Below are 20,960 nucleotides of genomic sequence, written 5' to 3'. Positions count from 1 at the left end.
TTTAGAACGCAAAAGGAAGGGAAAGCGGTATTTGAGACACGCAAGGGAGGGATAAAGCCGTTAGAGTTCAAGCATCTGCGCCCTGAACTTAAAGTAGAGTCTCAAGACTAAGAATTTTTCGACATTACCAGAGGGGATTTGGTTGCCTTTTTTTGCGGGGAATACAGCAGGATGCGAAGTAAAAGGTGGAGAGTCGATCTGTAAGCCGGGTTTTGTCGAGGACAGTCATTCCTCTACGATGGCCATCGCTGGACACCTCTAGCAACCTACCCGGTTCCAACGCGGGCCGCGCCATATGGAACCCTATTTGGTCTTGCTCCGAGTGGGGTTTACCTAGCCACGAACTGTTGCCAGACGTGCGGTGCGCTCTTACCGCACCTTTTCACCCTTACCGGCGCTTGCGCGCTTAGGCGGTTATTTTCTGTGGCACTTTCCGTAGGCTCGCGCCCCCCAGGCATTACCTGGCACTCCGCCCTATGGAGCCCGGACTTTCCTCCCCCCGCTTGCCCAGCAACGAGTTGCGGAACAAAAACGGGCAGCGACTGTCCGATCGACTCTCCGGCGCGCAGGTTAACGACATGCACCGGCCAGGACAAGCTTTAATCGCACCAATCGGGCCATACCCGCACCGCAGTCACGTCTTCTGCTTTTCCAGCGCCACTTGATAAAGCAGATTCTTGCGCACCCCGGTGATCTCTGCCGCCACGGCGGCGGCACGCTTGAGCGGCATTTCTGCCAGCAGCACATCCAGAATGCGCATGACCTCGGCGCTGACCGCCTCATCAGTGACCGGCGGGCTCCAGCCTGCCACCAACACCACACACTCGCCCCGCTGCTGGTTGCTGTCGGCTTCCACGAATGCACGCAGCTCTGCCAGCGGCAACCCCTTGAGGGTTTCGAAGGTTTTCGTCAGTTCGCGCGCCAGTAATGCCGGACGCTCGCCACCGAAGACCTTTTCCATGTCCTGCAGGCACTCGAGTATGCGATGGGGCGCCTCGTAGAAGATCAAGGTGCGCGGTTCCTCCCTGACCTGCTCGAGGCGCGCGCAGCGACCGGCCGTCTTGGCGGGAAGAAAACCTTCGAAGATGAACCGGTCCGACGGCAAGCCTGCAGCCGACAGGGCTGCGATCAAGGCACAGGGACCGGGCACCGGCACCACTTGCACACCCGCGGCACGTGCCTGACGTACCAGGTGATAACCAGGATCGGAAATCAGCGGCGTACCGGCATCGGAAATCAGCGCCACGTCATCGCCGGCCAACAACCGCTGGATGAAACGACTGCCTTCGTCCCGCTCGTTGTGCTCGTGGCAGGCGGCCAGCGGCGTATCCAATCCGAAGTGCTGCATCAGGCGCACCGAATGGCGTGTGTCCTCGGCTGCAATCAGCGCCACCTCGCCCAGGATCTTCAGCGCACGTGCGCTCATGTCGTCCAGATTGCCGATGGGCGTGGCCACTACATAAAGTGTGCCCGGGGTGGAATTAGAAGCGCTTGAAGCAGTCACAGCACACACCTTGTCGTTCGGCCAAACCCGCATTGTACAGGCTCCACGCCACCCAGTGCTTGCCCAGCGATCCGGCGCAGTCGACGTGAAACATTTGCTCGTCCTATATAAGGACGGACTAGCCTTCTTCGTCGCACCCCGGCCGATGCTTGGGTACACTTGCCCGTCTATTGATCGAGTAAATCAGGAAGATATCCATGACAGCCTGCCTGCGGCTTCTATCTGCCCTATGCCTCGCCGCCTTGCTGGCTGCGTGCGCCAGTTCGCCTTCATCCAATCTCGGTGAGCTGCCCCGCACACCGGACGCCACCGTGGAACAGTTGCTCGAACGCGCCAGCGCCAGCAAGTCGCCGGAAGAGGCGGCGGTCCTGCGCCTGAGCGCGGCGGATCAGGCCGCTCGCCAGGGCGACTCGGCCCGCGCCACCCAGATCCTGCAGCAAGTGCGCATCGAACTGCTCAAGCCGGGCCTGCAGATACTGGCCAGCACCTTGAACGCGGAGCTGGCACTGACGCGCAATGACGCCAAGGCCGCGCTGGCCGCGCTCGATCATCCAAGCCTGCAGCGCCTGGGCGAGTTGCCCGCCGACCAGCAGGTGCGCACCCACCTGGTTCGTGCTCGCGCACTGGAAGCCGATGGCCAGATCCTGGCTGCCGCACGCGAGCGGGTGTTCATCGCGCCTCTGCTCAGTGGTGAAGCTGCCGCCCAGAACCATGAGGCCATCTGGGCCTTGGTGGGTTCGCTGCCCGTCGAGCAACTGCAGAATCAAGGCACCGATGACTTCGCCGGCTGGTTGAGCCTGGCCCTGGCGGTCAAATCCGCCGGCACCCTGGAACAGCAGCAAGCAGCCATCGATACCTGGGTAGCCCAACACGCCGCCCATCCGGCCGCGCGACAGCTGCCTGCGCCTTTGGTCAAACTCAAGGCCCTGGCCAGCCAGCCCCTGACTCGCATCGCCCTGCTGCTGCCGCAGGATGGGCAGCTCGCAGGCGTGGCTCGCGCTCTGCGCGAAGGCTTCATGGCGGCCTACTATCAGGCCCAGCAAGCCGGTCAGAAGCCGCCGGTGATCGACGTGATCGACAGTTCGCGCCTGACTTCGCTCGACGATTTCTACCGCCAGGCTCAGGCCCAAGGCGTGCAACTGGTAATCGGCCCGCTGGAAAAGCCACTGGTCAAACAGCTGGCCGCACGTGCGCAACTGCCCCTTCCGACCCTGGCACTGAACTACAGCGACACCAACCAGATGGGGCCGCCCCAGCTGTTCCAGTTCGGTCTGGCCGCCGAAGACGAAGCGCGCGAAGTGTCGCGCCGTGCCCGCGCCGACGGCTTGCACAGCGCTGCTGCGATGATCCCCAAGGGTGACTGGGGTGACCGCGTGCTCAACGCCTTCCGCCAGGACTGGGAAGCCAACGGCGGCACCTTGATCGCAGCCGAACGCGTCGACCAACCAGTGCAACTGGCGCAGCAGATTGCCGACATGCTCAATGTGCGCAACGCCGGCGGCGGGCTGCAGAGCAGCAGCGGCGCCCAGGGCTCGCGCCGCCAGGACATCGATTTCATCTTCCTGGCTGCCACACCTCAGCAGGCGCAGCAAATCAAGCCGACCCTGAACTTCCAGTACGCCGGCGATCTTCCGGTCTACGCCACTTCGCACGTGTTCAGCGCCAGTGGCGACCAGGCTCAGTACAACGACATGACCGGCATTCGCTTCTGCGAAACGCCTTGGCTGCTCGACGCCGGCAACCCGCTGCGCCAGCAGGTCACTCGGCAGTGGCCACAGGCCAACGGCAGCATGGGCCGGCTGTACGCCATGGGCGTGGATGCCTACACCCTCGCCGCCCGCCTTGGGCAGCTCAAGGCCCTGCCCGACAGTCGCGTCGAAGGCTTGTCCGGCAACCTGGGCATGGGCGCCAACCAACGCATCGAACGCCAACTGCCCTGGGCGCAGTTCGTCGGTGGCCAAGTCCAGCGCCTGCCCAACACTACGCCGTAATGTCGCTGAGCCCTCGCCAGAAGGCGGGTCGCGAGGCCGAGCAGCAGGCCTTGGAGCACTTGTGCGCACAGGGCCTGGAGCTACTCGCGCAGAACTGGTTGTGCAAGCGAGGCGAGCTTGATCTGGTCATGCTAGAGGGCGATACAGTAGTATTCATCGAAGTCCGCTATCGCCTGCACGCACAATGGGGTGGAGCATTGGCCAGCATCGATGCCCGCAAGCGCGAAAAGCTGGTGTTGGCCGCGCAGTATTTCCTCCTCGAGGAAACACGCTGGGCCCAACATCCATGCCGTTTCGACGTGATCGCCCTGGAAGGCACCGGTACCCAGGCCACGCGCCTGAACTGGATACGCAATGCCTTCGACAGCTGACACCTGACACCCCAGCCACGCGTTCTCGCTCTTTGCTTTGCGGGCTGCACATTCTTGTTGTGCCGGGAACCGCCGCCGCGTTGCGGTCTTGCCCGACCAGCCGCTTTACTTAAGGTCACCTTGATGGACATGCAATCCCGAATTCGCCAGCTTTTCCAGGCCAGTATCGATACCAAGCAACAGGCGATGGAAGTCCTTGCACCGTACATCGAACAAGCCAGCCAGGTCATGGTCGGCGCCCTGCTCAGCGACGGCAAGATGCTTTCCTGCGGCAACGGCGGCTCGGCCGGGGATGCCCAGCACTTCTCGTCCGAGCTGCTCAACCGCTTCGAACGCGAACGCCCCAGCCTGCCCGCCATCGCCCTGACCACCGACAGCTCGACGATTACCTCGATTTCCAACGACTACAGCTACAACGAGGTATTCTCCAAGCAGATCCGCGCGCTGGGACAGCCCGGCGACGTGTTGCTGGCCATCTCCACCAGCGGCAACTCGGCCAACATCATCCAGGCCATCCAGGCCGCCCACGACCGTGACATGGTGGTGGTTGCCCTGACCGGCCGCGACGGGGGTGGCATGGCCTCCCTGCTGCTGCCTGAAGACGTCGAGATCCGCGTGCCTGCCAACGTCACGGCACGCATTCAGGAAGTTCACCTGCTGGCGATCCACTGCCTCTGCGACTTGATCGACAGCCAATTGTTCGGGAGTGAAGAATGAAGCGTACCCACCTTGCCCTAGTGGCCCTGAGCCTGGCCTTGAGCGTCACCGGCTGCAGCTCGGTCCTGACTGCCACCCGTGACAACCCGATCGACGATGACCGTGGTACCCGCACCCTGGGCAGCAAGATCGACGACTCGCTGATCGAAACCAAGGTGTCGGTGAACATCGCCAAGGCCAATGTCGATCTGGACAAGAATTCCCACATCGTCGTGACCAGCTACAACGGTGTGGTCCTGCTCGCCGGCCAGACCCCGCGCGCCGAGCTCAAGACCCTCGCCGAGCAGGCGGCCAGTGAAGTTCAGCGGGTCAAGAAAGTGCACAACGAAATCCAGGTGCTGGCACCGTCTTCGCTGCTGGCGCGCAACAACGACGCCTGGCTGACCACCAAGATCAAGACCCAGATGCTGGCCGACAGCGCCATCCCAGGCTCGCGCATCAAAGTGGTCACCGAGAACGGCATCGTCTACCTGCTGGGTCTGCTGACCCAGGCCGAGGCTACCCGGGCCACCAACCTGGTGCAGGGCGTTTCCGGCGTACAGAAAATCGTGAAGCTGTTCGAATACATCGACTGACCATCGATGCCGCCCCTGCCGGGCGGTACGGGCGCAACAAAAAAGGCGATCCTTGCGGATCGCCTTTTTTCATTTCACCACTTTCAGGCTTGGACGCCCGGTAGGCCGTGGCGGTGGGCTGCCCGGTGGCGGGGCATCGTCGTCTGATTCGACGATGTCCTCGAATTCGGCGTCCTCCTCGTCCAACTCTGGCGACTCCAGATCGAAGACCATGCCCTGACCGTTCTCGCGAGCATAGATGCCCAGAATGGCGCCCGTAGGCACGAACAGCGTGTGCGACACGCCGCCGAAGCGACCGTCGAAACTGACCGCTTCGTTATCCATATGCAGATTGCGTACGGCGCTGGGCGACACGTTCAATACGATCTGGCCATCGCTGGCAAAACCTTGCGGGACCCGAACCGAGGGGTACTCGGCATTGACCAGCATGTGCGGGGTACAGTCATTGTCGACGATCCACTCGTACAGCGCGCGGATCAGATAGGGACGACTGGAGTTCATCAACGGCTCCTCAAAACCTAGCGCATTTCACGTTCAGCGGCAGACAGGCTGGCCTTGAAGGCCTCCCGCGCGAACTGACGTTCCATATAGTCGAGCAGCGGCTTGGCGGGCCGCGGCAGTTCGATACCCATGATCGGCAAGCGCCAGAGTATCGGCAGTAGACAGCAGTCGACCAGACTTTGCTCCTCACTGAGGAAGCAGGGCTTGTCAGCGAACAGGGCCGACACGCCGGTCAGGCTTTCGCGCAGTTCCTTGCGCGCCTGAACCCGGGCGGCTTCCTTGCTGCGCGGATCCAGGATCAGATCGGCCAGGCCGCACCAGTCCCGCTGGATGCGGTGGATCAGCAGTCGGCTGTTGGCGCGCGCCACCGGATACACCGGCAACAGCGGCGGATGGGGATAGCGTTCGTCGAGGTATTCCATCACCACGGTCGATTCGAACAGGGCCAGGTCCCGGTCGACCAGCGTCGGCGTGCTGCCGTAGGGGTTCACTTCGATCAGCCGGGGTGGCAGGCGACCGCCTTCCACGTTGATGATCTCTGCGCTGACGCCTTTCTCGGCGAGAACGATGCGCACCCGATGAGAATAGTGGTCGGCGGGGTCGGAGTAACAGGCCAACCGATTGGTCACGCCCATGGCGGTCCTCCTCGCGTATAGAGTATGAATGCAAAAACGAGCGACCCCAGCAGGGGGCGCAAGCAAGCCGCGAAGTTTACCGCACTTTCAACCCACGTCCTTCCAGTATTCGCGTTTCAGCAAGTAAGCGAGGAGGATCAGCAGCGCCAGGTACAGCAATACGTACAGGCCAATCTGCCGGCTTTTAATCTGTACCGGGTCGGCCGAGTAGGCCAGGAACGTCACCAGGTTCCTGACCTTGTCGTCGAATTGCCGAGCGTCGAGGCTACCGGTACCGGGTGTGACGCGCAGACGCGTGCACGGTTGCGCCGTCGGCTCGGCACAGTCGAGTACCTGACGGCCCTGCAGGCTTTCCAGCACATTGGGCATGCCGACGTTGGGGTAGACGGTATTGTTCACACCCCAGGGCCGCGCCGGGTCGGCGTAGAAGCCCTGCAGGTAGGCGTACAGCCAGTCGGTACCCCTCACGCGAGCGATCAGGGTCAGGTCGGGGACCTCGGCGCCGAACCAGGCCTTGGCATCTCCCGGCAGCAAACGTGTCTGCATGGGGTCGGCAATGCTCGCCCCTGCTGGCGCCAAGGTCTGCAACATCTGCTCATAGGGTATGCCCAAATCGTCGGCCACCGTCTGGTACCGCTGAAATTGCGTGCCGTGGCAGCCCATGCAATAGCCGACAAAGGTGTTCGCACCGTCGCGCAAAGCAGCTTTGTCGGTCACGTCGATCACCATAGGTTGCACGCCAGAGGCGACGGGTGCCGCAAGGACCGTCAGCGGCGACAACAACAGCAGTAGCACAAACGCAATCAGCGCTTTCATCGGCTTGGAATCCGATCGGGCACCGGCCGGGTGATTTCCCGACGTGTGTACAGCGGCATCGCCAGGAAATAGCCGAAGTACAGCACCATGCACACCCTTGCCGCCCAGGTCGTGGCGGCTGTGGCCGGTTGCATGCCCAGGTAGCCCAGCGCCACGAACGCCACGCAGAACAGCGCCAGCGCAATGCGGCTGAGCCATCCCTTGTAGCGCATCGACTTCACCGGGCTGCGGTCCAGCCAGGGCAGCACGAACACAATGGCGATCGCCAGGCCCATGGCGCATACGCCCATTAGCTTGTCGGGCACGGCACGCAGAATCGCGTAGAACGGGGTGAAGTACCAGACGGGGGCAATGTGCTCTGGCGTCTTGAGCACGTTCGCGGGCTCGAAATTGGTCGGCTCCAGAAAGTATCCACCCATCTGCGGAAAGAAGAACACCACGGCGCTGAACACGAACAGAAAAACCGCCACCCCGAGCAGATCCTTGACCGTGTAGTAGGGATGAAAGGCAATGCCGTCCAGCGGCTTGCCGTCCGCGTCGCGCAGGCGTTTGATGTCGATGCCGTCGGGGTTGTTCGAGCCCACCTCGTGCAGCGCCAGAATGTGCAGCACCACCAGCGCCACGATCAGCAGCGGCAAGGCCACCACATGCAAGGCAAAGAAACGGCTCAAGGTCACGCCCGAGACCAGGTAGTCACCGCGGATCCACTGGGCCAGATCGGCGCCCACAATAGGGATGGCACCAAACAACGAGATGATCACCTGCGCCCCCCAGTACGACATCTGTCCCCACGGCAGCAGGTACCCCATGAAGGCCTCCGCCATCAGCAGCAGATAGATCGACATGCCGAACACCCACACCAGCTCGCGCGGCTTCTGATAGGAGCCATACAGCAGGCTGCGGAACATGTGCAGGTAGATCACGATGAAGAACGCCGAAGCACCGGTGGAATGCAGGTAGCGCAGCAGCCAGCCATATTCGACGTCGCGCATGATGTACTCGATGGACGCGAAAGCCCCCTCGGCCGTGGGCGTGTAGTTCATGGTCAGCCAGATGCCGGTGAGCAACTGATTGAGCAGCATCAGCAGCGCCAGAGATCCGAAAATGTAGAAAACATTCAGATTCTTCGGGACGTAGTACTGGCTCAGGTGGTTGCGCCACACCCTGCCCACCGGCAGGCGCGCTTCGATCCACTGCAACAGGCCTCGCATCAGGCACTCTCCCCATCGATACCCAGCACGAGCACATCGGCACTTTCGTAGTAATGCGGTGGCACGGCGAGGTTCAAGGGTGCGGGCTGCGCCTTGTAGACACGCCCTGCCAGATCGTAGTGCGAGCCATGACAGGGGCAGAAATACCCGCCCTGCCAGTCCGGCCCCAGGTCGGCTGGCGCAACCTCGGGCCGGAAGGTGGGCGAACAACCCAGGTGCGTACAGATGCCGACCACCACTAGCACCTCGGGCCGGATGGCGCGCAATGCGGCGTCGACATACCTTGGCTGGTCCGAGTCGCGCGATTCGGGATCCGCCAGATGGTCGATGTCGTGGGCAAGATTGTCGAGTACCTGCGGCGTGCGTCGGCAGATGAAAACGGGTTGGCCACGCCAGCGGGCGACCATCTGCTGCCCAGGCTCGATCTTGGCGATGTTCACCTTGACCGGCGCGGCTGCGGCGCGAGCCTTGGCACTGGGTTGCCATGAAGCCACGAACGGCACCGTCGCGCCGACCGCACCGGCAGCGCCCACCAGCGCCGTGGTTCTGACCAGAAAGCGACGGCGACCCTGGTCGATGTCACACACCCCGCTCTGCTCGTCCGCCATCCTCTACCTTAGCCTGCCGCAATAGGCATCTGCATTGTCCAGCGCGCAGTGTACCAGCGCCTCTCACGGATTGACGGGCGAAAAAAAAACCCGGCTCGCGAGAACCGGGTTTTTTCTGGAACGAAGACGCGAATTAACGCTTCGAGTACTGCGGACGCTTACGCGCTTTACGCAGACCGACTTTCTTACGTTCAACTTCACGAGCATCGCGAGTCACGAAGCCTGCTTTACGCAGGGCCGGACGCAGTGCTTCGTCGTAGTCCATCAGTGCACGGGTGATACCGTGACGGATCGCACCGGCCTGACCGCTGACACCACCACCGATGACGGTGACGTAGATGTCGAACTTCTCGGTGTTCTCGGTCAGCTCCAGCGGCTGGCGAACTACCATGCGGGCAGTTTCGCGACCGAAGAAGGTGTCCAGAGTGCGATTGTTGATGGAGATGTTACCGGTGCCCGGACGCAGGAAAACGCGAGCGGTTGCGGTCTTGCGACGGCCAGTGCCGTAATTTTGAGTCGCCGACATAATGAACTATTCCGTTAAAACTTCAGTTCTTGGGGCTGCTGAGCAGTATGAGGGTGAGCAGCGCCCGCATAGACTTTCAGCTTACGGTACATGTCGCGACCCAGCGGATTCTTGGGCAGCATGCCCTTAACCGCGGTCTCGAGCACGCGCTCTGGCGCCTTGGCGATCAGCTTTTCGAAGTTGATCGACTTGATACCGCCCGGGAAACCGGAGTGGGAGTAGTAGATCTTGTCAGTGGTTTTGGCACCAGTGACACGCACCTGCTCGGCGTTGATGACGACGATGTAGTCGCCGGTGTCAACGTGAGGAGTGTACTCAGGCTTGTGCTTGCCACGCAGACGGCTCGCGATTTCTGTAGCCAGACGACCCAGGGTCTGACCAGCAGCATCAACGACGAACCAGTCGCGCTTTACTGTTTCCGGTTTAGCAGTAAAAGTTTTCATTCTTTATAGCCTCAGGGGCCGCCCAGCAAAAAGAGACGGCGGATCTTACTGAATAGTGCTTACTTTGACAAGTCAAAGGCAGCCGGGCACGGGACACTTTTGGGGGGCTCGGGTCTTCGCGTCACATACACGGCAAAATTCTTCCGGGAGGGGGGGCATCACTTCCACTTCACAGAGAGGGGCCGAATTATCCAGATTGCGAAAAAAATATCAACCTGCTTTTATGATTCCTTTGCCAAGAGGAGTCACCGATGCACTATCGCAAGCTGGGACGTACCGATCTGAACGTGAGCGCGCTGTGCCTGGGCACCATGACCTGGGGCGAGCAGAACACCGAGGAGCAAGGCTTCGCGCAGATAGAAAGGGCCAAGGCGGCCGGCATCAATTTCCTCGACACGGCGGAAATGTACCCCGTGCCACCGCGTCCGGAAACCTATGCCGCCACCGAGCGGGTGATCGGCAACTGGTTCAAGCGCCAGGGCGACCGCGCCGACTGGATCCTGGCGAGCAAGATCGCCGGCCCCGGCAACGGCATCAGCCACATCCGCGATGGCCAGCTGAAATTCAACCGCGAGCACATCGTCGCGGCCCTGGATGCCAGCCTGCAGCGGTTGCAGACCGACTGGATCGACCTCTATCAGTTGCACTGGCCGGAACGCAGTACCAACTTCTTCGGCAAGCTGGGCTATCAGCACACCCAGGACCACCTCGACACACCGTTGCAGGAAACCCTGCAGGTGCTCGATGAACAGGTCAAGGCCGGCAAGATCCGGCATGTCGGGCTGTCCAACGAAACGCCGTGGGGCACGATGAAGTTCCTGGGTCTGGCCGACAGCGGCAACCTGCCCCGCCCGGTGTCCATCCAGAACCCCTACAACCTGCTCAACCGCACCTTCGAGGTCGGCCTGGCCGAAGTGGCCATCCGTGAGCAGTGCGGGCTGCTGGCCTACTCGCCCCTGGCGTTCGGCATGCTCTCGGGCAAGTTCGAGAACGGCGCACGTCCGGCCGGTAGCCGTCTGGCCCTGTTCAGCCGTTTCACCCGCTACGCCAACGACCAGGCAATCGCTGCCACCAGCCGCTACGTGGCGCTGGCCCGCGAACACGGTCTGGACCCGGCGCAGATGGCCCTGGCCTTCGTCACCGCGCAGCCGTTCGTGACCAGCAACATCATCGGGGCGACCTCGCTGGAACAACTGGACAGCAACCTGGCGAGCATCGATCTGCAACTGTCCGAAGAGGTGCTGGCGGGTATCGAGGCAATCCACAAGGCGCAGCCGAATCCGGCGCCGTGACTTTCGATTGCTGCTGTTGCTGATGGCCTCTTCGCAGCCACTGGCCGCTCCTACAGGGATCTGAACCTCTTTCGTAGGAGCGGTCAGCGGCCGTGAAGGGATCAATACCCTTCCCCTTCTCGACCTCGCTTGAATCCAGCGGCGCTTCGGCCATATCCTGACCGCTTTCACCCCACAAGAATAAAATCATGATCTTCACGCCCCACACGCCTGCGCTGCGGCGCGTCTGCATTCTGGCCACCGATCAGGTCATGGCCTCGACCCTGATGCAGGCCAAGGACTTCTTCCACATGGCCAGCCTGCGCTACGGCAAGCAGCTGGGCCTGGACCGCCATGCGCTCTTCGAGACCCGCCTGGTCAGCCCGGACGGGCTGCCGGTGCGCAGTTTCAGCGAGGTCATGCTGCCAGTGGACGGTGGTCTGGAAGACGCCGACCTGATCATCCTGCCCGCCTGCTGGGGCGACTTCGACAGTGCTGCGGCGCGCTACCCGCAGGTGCTGCCTTGGCTGTGCTCTCAACACGCCCGCGGCGCGGTTCTGTGCGGTGAGGCCAGCGGCGTGTTCTGGCTGGCTGCCAGTGGCCTGCTGGACGGCAAGGAAGCGACCACCTACTGGCGTTTCTTCGAAGAATTCAAGCATCGCTTTCCCGGCGTTCGTCTCAATCAGGACAAGCACCTGACCGACGCGGACAACCTCTTCTGTGCCGGCGGGCCGGTGTCGGCCTGCGACCTGTACATTCACCTGATCGAGCGGTTCTGTGGCGCCCATGTAGCCCAGGCGGTTTCGCGCGATACCCTGTACGAAGTGCAGCGCAGCTATACGCCTGGACGCATTGGCTTCGGTGGCCAGAAGCTGCACCGTGACGTGCCGATCCTGCATATCCAGCAATGGCTCGAAGAACACTTCGCCGAGAAATTCCGTTTCGAGGACGTGGCTCGCGAGCGTGGCATGAGCATCCGCAACTTCATGCGTCGTTTCCATGCCGCCACTGGCGACAAGCCGCTGCATTACCTGCAGCGGCTGCGCATCGAAACTGCCAAGGGCCTGTTGTCAGGTACCCGCAAGAGCGTCAAGACGATCAGCTATGAAGTGGGGTACGACGATGCGAGCTTCTTCGCGCGGCTGTTCCGCCAGCACACCGAACTGTCGCCCAATGGCTATCGTCAGCAGTTCATGCAGGCGGCGTGAAGAAACATTGCGGTGCGCTTTTCTCGGTCACTGACCGGTCCTGCGGACAATGGCAGGAGCGGTCGGCGGCCGCGAAACAGACCCTGCGGTCTGTCAGGGCTTGTGCGCCCGCGAGAGGAACTCGTGGGACTGCATTTCCAGCAGGCGGCTCAAGGTGCGCTGGAACTCGAAGTTCAGACGTCCACCGGTGTACAGATCCTTGAGCTCCACTTCGGCCGAGATGATCAGCTTCACGTTGCGATCGTAGAACTCGTCGACCATGTTGATGAAGCGGCGGGCGATGTCGTCGGTGGTCACGCTCATCTGCTCGACACCGCTGAGCAATACGGCATTGAAGATCTTGCCCAGCTCGATGTAGTCGTTCTGGCTGCGTGGGCCGTCGCACAGCTCGCGGAATTCGAACCAGGCCACGTCATCGCAGGTGCGTAGCGCGCGGATCTCGCGGTTCTCGATCATCAGGGGGTCGTTCTCGACCACCTTGGTGCTGTTGTGGGTCAGCGCCTTGAAGCTTTCGCGCATGCTCGCCTGGGCGGCTTCGTTGAGCGGTGAGTGGAACAGCTCGGCCTGCTCCAGGTGACGCAGGCGATAGTCGACGCCGCTGTCGACGTTGACGATCTCGGTGTGCTCCTTGATCAGCGCGATCGCCGGCAGGAAGCGCGCTCGTTGCAGACCGTCCTTGTACAGGCCGTCAGGCACGATGTTGGAGGTCGCCACCAGCGTGACGCCGTTCTTGAACAGCTCTTCCATCAAGGTGCCCAGGATCATCGCGTCGGTGATGTCCGAAACGAAGAATTCGTCGAAGCAGATCACCCGCGCCTCATCGGAGAACCGCTTGGCGATCACCGTCAGCGGGTTCTTCACGTCCTTGAGGGTTTTCAGTTCCTCGTGCACGCGCTTCATGAAGCGGTGGAAGTGCGTACGCACTTTCTGCTCGAACGGCAAGGCGTCGAAGAAGGTGTCGACCAGGTAGGTCTTGCCGCGGCCGACGCCGCCCCAGAAGTAAATCCCCTTGACCAGCTTGGGTTCCTTCTTGCCGAACAGCTTGCCGAACACGCCAGGTTTGCTGTGCCCGGCGGCGACCAGATCGTCGTACAGACGCTGCAGGTGGCGGACGGCATTTTCCTGGGCGGCGTCGTGGAAGAATTCGGGACGTTTGAGATCGGCTTGGTATCGTTCTAGGGGCGTCATATTCGTTAGCAAGGCAACAAAAACGGGCCGTCACTGTAGCGACGGCCCAGGATAATGGCAATGAGCTTTGCGACAGGGTGTCGCATCACTCCCCTTGGGGCTGCAGTGCCTTGCGCAACGCCTGAATGGCGGTATCGCGGGCCTCTGTCGTGGTGAACGTCGGGCCATCGGCCACGCAGGTGTCGTCCAGCCACAGCGTGAAGCTTTCGGCATCGCTGCGGATGTCCAGTTCACCGCCCTGCTGCAATTGCTTGCTGACCTGCCCGGCTGCCTTGCCGTCGGCGAAGCTGCGCGACAGCAGCAGTTGCTCGCCGCTGGCGTCGAGCAGACGGAAGCGGAAGCTGCCGTCGTCGTCACGGAAGCTGACGAAGCGTGCAGCCTTGGCGGCTTTCTTCTTGCCTGCCGTGGTCACCTGCACCTGCTCGCGGAAGGAGCGAAGCCCCACCGCCTCGCGCAGCTCACCCAGAAACGGCGTGGCGACGGCACGGGCTTTAGCGGCGCCGGCCAGGAGGATGTCCTCCAGTTCCGCCGGGCGCTCGATAAAGTGGTGATAACGCTCGCGGGCTTCACCCAGCTCGGCATCGAGCAGGTTGAACAGGCGCGCCTTGGCCTCGCCCCAACCCAGGCCTTCGCGCAGCGCGGCGTGAAACTCGGCGCTCTGCTCGGCCGTGGCGAAGGCTTGGAACAAGGTAAACAGGTGCGAATTGTCCGGGTCCTTGGCTTCGCCCGGCGCGCGCGAGTCGGTGACGATACGCGAGATGGCGTCCTTCATGTCCTTGGCGCTGGTGAACAACGGGATGGTGTTGTCGTAGCTCTTGGACATCTTGCGCCCATCCAGGCCGGGCAAGGTAGCGACGCTTTCCTCGATCAACGCCTCGGGCATGACGAAGAACTCACGGCCCTTGCCGAACAGGTGGTTGAAACGCTGGCCGATGTCGCGGGCCATTTCCACGTGCTGGATCTGGTCGCGGCCGACCGGCACCTTGTGCGCATTGAACATCAGGATGTCGGCGGCCATCAGCACCGGATAGCTGTACAAGCCCATGGAGATGCCGGCATCGGGGTCTTCACCGGTTTCGACGTTCTTGTCTACCGACGCCTTGTAGGCATGGGCGCGGTTGAGCAGGCCCTTGGCGGCCACGCAGGTCAGCAGCCAGGTCAGTTCCGGGATTTCCGGGATATCGGACTGCCGATAGAACGTCACCCGCTCCACATCCAGACCCGACGCCAGCCAGGTGGCCGCGATTTCCAGACGCGAGCGCTGGATGCGCAGCGGGTCATCGCATTTGATCAGGGCGTGGTAATCGGCCAGGAAATAGAACGAGTCGGCGTCACTCTGGCGACTGGCAACGATCGCCGGGCGGATGGCGCCGGCATAGTTGCCAAGGTGAGGCGTGCCAGTGGTGGTGATACCGGTCAGGATACGAGTGGTCATTGGTCGATTCTTGTTCAGGAGCCGTGGACGGGCATCAGTTCGAAAGACGCGGCAGCAGCAGATCCTTGAGGTCGGTCAGCTTGCCGTGGAAAAAGTGCCCGCATTCTGCCACTTTCAGCAGCTCGTGGGGGCGCTCGAGCTCGTCGGACCAGTCGTAGACGAGCTGTGGATCAACCACCTCGTCGGCATCCGGCTGGATCACGGTCAATGTGGCCTGCTGCGGCAAGCGCTCGGTTATCCGCATCACCGCTGGAGCGACCATGAACAACTGCTGCACCGCCTCGCCTTCAGCCTCCAGGCGGCCGGCCAGGGTGGCTGCCACGAAACCGCCAAAGGAAAAGCCCAGAATCGTCAGCGGCAGTTCGGGGTGTTTCGCTCGAAGCCAGCGGGCCACGGCCCAGGCATCGTCGACTTCACCGCTGCCCATGTCATGGCTTCCGGCGCTGGCGCCGACGCCGCGGTAGTTGAAGCGCAGCGTCAGCATGCCGGCATCGCGAGCGGTGCGTTGCAAGGTGGACACCACCTTGTTGAGCATGGTCCCGCCCTGTACCGGATTGGGGTGGCAGATCAAGGCGATGCCCGTAGCATCGGCGGTGTCGAGGTACAACGCTTCGAGTGGGCCCTGCGGGCCGTCGATGAAAACTGCGGTTTCGCGGATGAGCAAGGGGTGAACTCCGTGACCCCAACAGGGGTCGACTCGTCTAGCTGGAAGATTCTGGCCTGCGAAATTGCGCAAGCGCGCGGTATACAGCGCAGGTCCGAGCCGTTAACGTAAAGCAAAGCCGTTTATAGAGGAAGGACTCGTGGAACTCTCGCTCTTAGTTTGGTTGTTGCCAACCCTGGCCCTGGTGGTCGGTGTGGTCATCGGTTTTGCCGTCGCGCGCCTGGCACCTCGTGCCGTGCCCAATGGCACACAGCGTCAGCTCGATGATATCCAGGAACGTTTCGATACCTACCAGAACGAGGTAGTGACCCATTTCAACAGCACTGCGATCCTGGTCAAGAAGCTGACCCAGAGCTATCAGGAAGTGCAGGACCACCTGGCCGAAGGCGCCGACCGCCTGGCCCTTGATGAACTCACACGCCAGCGCCTGCTTGCCGCCCTGCACTCGGACGCGCCGCAGCCTCACCGCGAGCGCCTGACACCGCCGCGCGATGCCGAGCCACCTCGCGACTATGCGCCCAAGGCAGCGAACTCGCCTGGCATGCTGGACGAGCAGTATGGCCTGAAGCGCAAGTAGGGCTGCACGTTCGATCAATGTGAAACACGTGTCGACAAAAAAGCGGGGCCTGCATTAGCAGGCCCCGCTTTTTTTTCGCCTTGGCCAAGCGAGAACTGGCGCCGGACTCAAAGTGCCAGATATACCTGATCGAAGGGCGGCGTGATTTCGCTGCGCAGTATCCCGATCCATTTGCCATGAGTCGCTTCGTCGATCTTTTGCTTCTCGAATCCGTCGAAGCGTTGCTCTACGGTTTTCAGGTGCGCGGCGGTATAGGCATCGCGGGGACCGCGTGGATGTGCGTAGTGAAAATGGGCGTACCACAAAGGCTTGCCCGCCGTGTCGGCCACCAGGTATTCCTCCAGATAGCCAGGCGAGCGTTTGAGCTTGCTGCGCGGCCCCACACGGCTGATCCGTGCTGCACCTTGGCGGTACAGGTAGTCTACCCGAGCCGCCGCAGGAGGTTGCCATTTGACCATATGGATGTGGATCAGGCGTCCCTGCTCCAGCAACTCGGCGGCCTTGTTACGGAACAGCTCTGCGCGGCCATGGGCTGACGTGCGCTCGCTGGTGGCCTCGTCTACCTGATTGTCACGGGTCAATTGCTGCTCTACGGCATCGGCCGCGTCGCTCAACTGCTGTGCATACAACCGTAGCCGGTCTTCGACCTCCACCGGCAGATAGGGCTTTTGCGCCTCCTTCCAGGCCTTGCGGGTCTGCTGGTCGGCGCCTTGCAACAACTGGTTGCCACGTCGGATCGCCGCGTTCAGCGAACGGCGCGCCGATCGTGGACGCAGCACTTCGCGGGTCGTTTTCAGCGCCTCCCAATCCGCTTGAGCAGGATCCTTGTCGAACGAGGCCAGTACCTTCTTTTCGATGGGGTCGATCACATCGACGATATCGCGATCGGTGACCGCGACCTTGGTACGCCGCTGCCCTACCACCAGCCCTCTGTGTCGGGTCACGAAGATATTTTTATGACGGGCTTGCTGGCGCTGCTTGCGGGTCATCTTGAACTGTTCACGGATCAGCGGCACCAGGGCCGTCTGGGCACTGTCGCGCAACTCTTGAATCAGCTTGGCCAGGCGCACACGCGCAGGTTCGTGCAGCCGATCGCCGAGTTCGCCGACATAGAACTCAAGGGATTGTTGTGCCGCTTCATATTGCAGGTCCAGGCTGTTCAGCAGCTCGACTCGATCAGTGAGATTGTATTCGGCGGTTTCCTCCAGAGCGGCATGGGTCTGAGCCGCCAGACGAACTGGCTCGGCCACCGAATCCATGATTCGGTCCGCCACCTCCAGGGAGGCAATATTGCGAATGCTGGTCAGCGCCAGACCATCCACTAGCAAGCCGATCCAGCGTCGGATCGACAAGGCTTCGATCCAGTTCGCGGTCAGCTTCTCAACGGCGGCGGCGCCTTCGATCGGTAAACGCCGCAGTTGCTCTTTCCACTGGCCCAGTTCTTTGGTCAGTTGAATCTGCTTGTCCAGAACATCGATGCTGTCGCTGACATAATCGAAGAACTGTTGCGACTGCCGTTCGCTCATGTCCGCCCCTTCCAGAAGCACGTTCATGTCCTCGGCGCGGTCACGAAGATCGAGGCTTTTGTAACGCAGGTTGATAACTTCCTCCTGCGCGACCTCACACAGCTGGAACAGCAGGCTGGCCTGCTCCTTGGCCCGGTTGCTGTAAGGCTCCAACTGGTTCAGTTCCAGACTGACCTCCAACACCTGGCGCAGCGCATCCAGATAGTCGCCGGTTGCCTGGCTCATTGCCTCGCGAAGCCCTCTCAAACGTTCGCTGTCATTGGCCTTCATGGCACGGTTGACCTTGCCCAGCAACTCATTGACACGGGCATGCAGGGCTGAACGTTTCTGGTTGAATTCGCCGATCTGCCGGTCACAGGCTTGCATGCGCTCTCGATTAGCCGCACGCAGTGCGGCAATGCTGCGCTTGGGTCCCCCGCCGCGCAGACGCAGACGCAAATCCAGACGCCAACGACCCACCTCGTCACGCTCCACCCAAGGGCCAGGTGTCTGCGGGCGGGTGGCATCGACAATGCGGACCAGCCCATCGTCGACTGCGACCTGATAGAAATGCCCCTCCAGTGGCAACAACCAGCGCTCGCCATCCAGATACAACCCACGCAGCGCGCCATGTGACAAAGGCTCGGGCAATGGCTGCGGTGCCGCGACACGATAGCGGGCCAAGGCAGTGGCATCCTCCGGGCTGAGCCGGTGCTGGGCACGTGCCCAGGAAAAGCTCAGATGCGCATTGGCATCGAAGTGCTGCACCGGTGTGGGTAGCAGGCGTGTTGTCACGGTGGTCTTTGCCGGCATCGCCCGCACCGGCTGGTGAAATTCGCGGATCGCCATGGACCGCTCAGTGGTATGGACCAGCAATACCAGCGCAACGTTGAAGAGCAGATTCACCAGTTGATCATCTGCCACATCCTTGTCGCCACCCGCCTGCGCGGCCAGCGTAACGTTGCTGGCGGCCATGGCCTGGATCAGCCAGCCAGCGCTGGCCAAGGGCCCTGGAAGAATGGGCAGCAGCGCGTTGAACACGGTCCAGCCCAATGCGCGATAACCGATCCAGCGGCTTTCCTCAGAGGAGACAGACCGCCGGTCAGCCACGGTGACCAAGGCCTTCACGCAGCTCTGGTACAACTCGGTCAGTACATCGGCACCCAGCGCCACACCCTCCAAGGCCGCAGCAGCAGGGACGCTTATCGGCGCATAGTCCGAACCTTGCCCGAAGCGGACCAGGTGCGGCTGATGGAAGCCGTCGTTGGCATAACGCGCGCGTGCCGGGGTATCGAGCCAGTCGAGCACGCTGCGCTGCACCTCGCCTTCTTCGGCAATAGCCTCGAACAAGGCGGCGCGGTCCGGGTACTGAATCAACGTTGGCTGCATGAGCGGCCGGTACAACACCTGCAGACCGGAACCGTCGGTGGCGGCTATGACATACATGTTGCACACCTTGTCGACCTTCATGTCCGCCGCCGGCAGGATAGCCAGCGCTTGAATGGCCACGCTCACTCCTTCGATTTCAGTGTTACCTGCGGCCTCCATGACTCCGGCGACATACTTCCAGCCCAGACGGGTAAACCCCCACAGCCCGCGAATGCTGTTTTCCAACGCCAGCATTGGCAACTGGCACTGCAACTGACTGGCGAACAGCGCGCTGCGACGCTTGAACTCGACGGGGTCCTGCAGGAGTTTTTGTTTAAGCAACGCCAGGTAGCCGCCGCTGGCATCGGTCCTGTCGATCAAGGTCTGAATAGTGGTCTCATCGACCCAGGACGGCAGTGTAGCGCCCGTCCTGGGCTGGATCAGCAAGCGCCCCTGGGGTCGACCCGAGAGGTTGTCCAAAGCCAGGTCGACCAAACTGATGACATGATCCTCCAACGTCATGTCACCCGCGTTGACGATGCTCAGCGGCGCGTTGGGTACCGTCAGGATGTGCACTTCGACATCATCGACAGCGTCAAGCGCTGCATGAGGATGGTCCCGGCCGATCTGCCTGATCAGCGCTTGTTCGGCAAAGTCGGTGATGGCGGGGATGCCGTCCAGGAACGATGCGTGCTGCTGCTGTTCGCGCAGCGCGGCCAAGGTCGCCAGGTACAGCGAGAATTCCCGCCGTTGCGCGTCATCGGCCTGCGTCAACCATGTCGGCAGCCCGTCTTGCAGCGCTTGCAGACGCGCCCGCTCTTCGGCGCTGTCGATATCGAACAGGCAGGTGACATAGTCCGCGCCCCGCTCCAGCGCACCCACGCCAAAGCCATTGGCCCGGCAATAATCACCCAGCGCCTGCAATGCTTCGAGTTGCTGCTCCAGAATGGCCTGGGCCTGGGCCTCGAAGACGTTGCCTGCAGGCGAATACAGCGCCAGCTCAAGCACCGGACCTGTGATCGCATGCCCAAGATGCAGGGCAAATGCGTCCGCCATCGCCTGCAGGGTCGAGAACGCTTCCAGACCGTTGACGGGGGTATACATAAGCAATACGTCGCCGCCATGACTGCTGACACGGCGGCGGATGAACAAGGCGTGGGTAAGCTCGGCATGACGCTGCAACGGCAAGCCCATGGCTTGCACACTGATCAAGCTCGCCTCGATGGTATCGCCGGTATACAGCGCACGTTGGCGAGCGCTGGGCATCGATATCAACAGCATAGCGGTGGCGCCCTGATCATTGCTCAGGCGGCCTGCTTTCTGTTCGCGTTCGACACTGCGCTTGAGCCGGGTCTGCAAGGTATTGCCGAGCCATTGCCAGCGGCTACCGCCCGTCGGCGCGATCAGGTCCCAGTAGCTACACAGCGCTTCGCTGTAGGCGCGCAGTATCTGCGGTCCCCATTCATTCACGATGCCCTGCACCTGGATCATATCCACAGCCAGCGCGCTCGGATTTTCGGCGCCGGCCTGTGCAGAAAGAAAGTGGTAGCCCTGAACGAGGATGATGTTCTTATCGTGCAGGTAGCGATCGATCAGAACATCAGCCAGCAACAGCTTGCGATACCCCGAGAAGGGTGTAGTGCCGGTCGGGCCGATGGGCTCGAACAGATGAACAAGAGAAAAATCCACGTTCAGCTTGGGATAGCGGGTGGCGAACTGCGTCAGCAGCACCTGCTGCGCCACGTCACGCAACGAGGGACGACTGGCAAAATGCTTGCTGACGCTACTGGCCAATGGTGCGGATCGAGCGACTTCACCGCTCAGGGTAAGAAGAGAGGTCATGGAG

19 protein-coding genes and 1 other RNA gene are annotated in these 20,960 nt (G+C 61.8%); 7 read left to right on the top strand and 13 right to left on the bottom strand.

Annotated features, from left to right (window positions below; all coding sequences use genetic code 11):
• Window positions 1–185: 185 nt before the first annotated feature.
• Window positions 186–558, bottom strand: an RNA gene (gene rnpB, locus BLV18_RS04180) — RNase P RNA component class A.
• A 76-nt stretch (window positions 559–634) separates the two neighbouring features.
• A complete protein-coding gene (rsmI, locus tag BLV18_RS04175) occupies window positions 635–1,537 on the bottom strand; it encodes a 16S rRNA (cytidine(1402)-2'-O)-methyltransferase (RefSeq protein WP_090356529.1) in 903 nt (300 codons plus the stop codon).
• A 164-nt stretch (window positions 1,538–1,701) separates the two neighbouring features.
• Between rsmI and BLV18_RS04170 the strand changes: the two genes are divergently transcribed.
• The 4 genes from BLV18_RS04170 to BLV18_RS04155 all read left to right on the top strand — a co-directional run bounded on the left by BLV18_RS04170 (window position 1,702) and on the right by BLV18_RS04155 (window position 5,158).
• Window positions 1,702–3,495 (top strand): penicillin-binding protein activator, encoded by a 1,794-nt coding sequence (locus BLV18_RS04170; RefSeq protein WP_090356527.1) that lies wholly within the window; start codon window positions 1,702–1,704, stop codon window positions 3,493–3,495.
• On the top strand, window positions 3,495–3,866 hold the full coding sequence (locus tag BLV18_RS04165) for a YraN family protein (protein WP_090356525.1): 372 nt from the start codon (window positions 3,495–3,497) through the stop codon (window positions 3,864–3,866). Before BLV18_RS04170 ends, BLV18_RS04165 begins: the two co-directional genes overlap by 1 nt.
• Window positions 3,867–3,989: 123 nt before the next feature.
• Entirely contained in the window at window positions 3,990–4,583 is a 594-nt protein-coding gene (locus BLV18_RS04160) for a phosphoheptose isomerase (RefSeq protein WP_090356523.1), read from the top strand.
• Window positions 4,580–5,158, top strand: a complete 579-nt coding sequence (locus BLV18_RS04155) for a BON domain-containing protein (protein ID WP_090356521.1) — start codon at window positions 4,580–4,582, stop codon at window positions 5,156–5,158. Before BLV18_RS04160 ends, BLV18_RS04155 begins: the two co-directional genes overlap by 4 nt.
• 69 nt (window positions 5,159–5,227) lie before the next feature.
• Here the strand turns inward: BLV18_RS04155 and BLV18_RS04150 are convergent, their stop codons facing one another.
• The 7 genes from BLV18_RS04150 to rplM form a co-directional block, all read right to left on the bottom strand.
• A complete protein-coding gene (locus BLV18_RS04150; protein ID WP_090356519.1) occupies window positions 5,228–5,659 on the bottom strand; it encodes a ClpXP protease specificity-enhancing factor in 432 nt (143 codons plus the stop codon).
• Between the two features lie 17 nt (window positions 5,660–5,676).
• The gene (locus BLV18_RS04145) at window positions 5,677–6,294 is read right to left on the bottom strand and encodes a glutathione S-transferase N-terminal domain-containing protein (RefSeq protein WP_043186799.1); all 618 of its coding nucleotides are present in this window, start codon (window positions 6,292–6,294) and stop codon (window positions 5,677–5,679) included.
• An 87-nt stretch (window positions 6,295–6,381) separates the two neighbouring features.
• Entirely contained in the window at window positions 6,382–7,110 is a 729-nt protein-coding gene (locus tag BLV18_RS04140) for a cytochrome c1 (RefSeq protein ID WP_090356517.1), read from the bottom strand.
• Window positions 7,107–8,321 (bottom strand): cytochrome b, encoded by a 1,215-nt coding sequence (locus BLV18_RS04135; RefSeq protein ID WP_090356514.1) that lies wholly within the window; start codon window positions 8,319–8,321, stop codon window positions 7,107–7,109. Before BLV18_RS04135 ends, BLV18_RS04140 begins: the two co-directional genes overlap by 4 nt.
• A complete protein-coding gene (petA, locus tag BLV18_RS04130; protein WP_090356512.1) occupies window positions 8,321–8,929 on the bottom strand; it encodes a ubiquinol-cytochrome c reductase iron-sulfur subunit in 609 nt (202 codons plus the stop codon). Before petA ends, BLV18_RS04135 begins: the two co-directional genes overlap by 1 nt.
• 133 nt (window positions 8,930–9,062) lie before the next feature.
• A complete protein-coding gene (gene rpsI / locus BLV18_RS04125; RefSeq protein ID WP_049860604.1) occupies window positions 9,063–9,455 on the bottom strand; it encodes a 30S ribosomal protein S9 in 393 nt (130 codons plus the stop codon).
• Window positions 9,456–9,469: 14 nt separating this feature from the next.
• Window positions 9,470–9,898 (bottom strand): 50S ribosomal protein L13, encoded by a 429-nt coding sequence (gene rplM / locus BLV18_RS04120; protein ID WP_043186791.1) that lies wholly within the window; start codon window positions 9,896–9,898, stop codon window positions 9,470–9,472.
• Between the two features lie 251 nt (window positions 9,899–10,149).
• Here rplM and BLV18_RS04115 point away from each other — a divergent pair, with 251 nt between their 5' ends.
• Together BLV18_RS04115 and BLV18_RS04110 are read left to right on the top strand one after the other, a co-directional pair.
• Window positions 10,150–11,190 (top strand): NADP(H)-dependent aldo-keto reductase, encoded by a 1,041-nt coding sequence (locus tag BLV18_RS04115; protein WP_090356510.1) that lies wholly within the window; start codon window positions 10,150–10,152, stop codon window positions 11,188–11,190.
• A gap of 188 nt (window positions 11,191–11,378) precedes the next feature.
• Window positions 11,379–12,377, top strand: coding sequence for a GlxA family transcriptional regulator (locus BLV18_RS04110; protein WP_090356508.1), 999 nt, complete (start codon window positions 11,379–11,381; stop codon window positions 12,375–12,377).
• 93 nt (window positions 12,378–12,470) lie between these two features.
• Here BLV18_RS04110 and zapE read toward each other — a convergent pair whose 3' ends face one another.
• The 3 genes from zapE to BLV18_RS04095 all read right to left on the bottom strand — a co-directional run bounded on the left by zapE (window position 12,471) and on the right by BLV18_RS04095 (window position 15,664).
• Entirely contained in the window at window positions 12,471–13,565 is a 1,095-nt protein-coding gene (gene zapE, locus BLV18_RS04105; RefSeq protein ID WP_049860601.1) for a cell division protein ZapE, read from the bottom strand.
• 85 nt (window positions 13,566–13,650) lie between these two features.
• Window positions 13,651–15,000, bottom strand: coding sequence for a tryptophan--tRNA ligase (locus tag BLV18_RS04100; RefSeq protein WP_090356506.1), 1,350 nt, complete (start codon window positions 14,998–15,000; stop codon window positions 13,651–13,653).
• A gap of 34 nt (window positions 15,001–15,034) precedes the next feature.
• Window positions 15,035–15,664: an alpha/beta hydrolase gene (locus BLV18_RS04095; protein ID WP_090356503.1), complete on the bottom strand. Its 630-nt coding sequence runs from the start codon at window positions 15,662–15,664 to the stop codon at window positions 15,035–15,037.
• Window positions 15,665–15,803: 139 nt separating this feature from the next.
• Here BLV18_RS04095 and BLV18_RS04090 point away from each other — a divergent pair, with 139 nt between their 5' ends.
• Window positions 15,804–16,241: a Z-ring associated ZapG family protein gene (locus tag BLV18_RS04090; protein ID WP_049860598.1), complete on the top strand. Its 438-nt coding sequence runs from the start codon at window positions 15,804–15,806 to the stop codon at window positions 16,239–16,241.
• A 107-nt stretch (window positions 16,242–16,348) separates the two neighbouring features.
• On the opposite strand, the gene BLV18_RS04085 is transcribed toward BLV18_RS04090, so the two are convergent.
• A complete protein-coding gene (locus BLV18_RS04085; RefSeq protein ID WP_139211005.1) occupies window positions 16,349–20,956 on the bottom strand; it encodes a coiled-coil domain-containing protein in 4,608 nt (1,535 codons plus the stop codon).
• Between the last annotated feature and the right edge of the window lie 4 nt (window positions 20,957–20,960).

The organism is Pseudomonas coleopterorum, from assembly GCF_900105555.1.
Taxonomy (GTDB): Bacteria; Pseudomonadota; Gammaproteobacteria; order Pseudomonadales; family Pseudomonadaceae; genus Aquipseudomonas; species Aquipseudomonas coleopterorum.
This window is presented reverse-complemented; position numbering and strand designations above follow the sequence as displayed.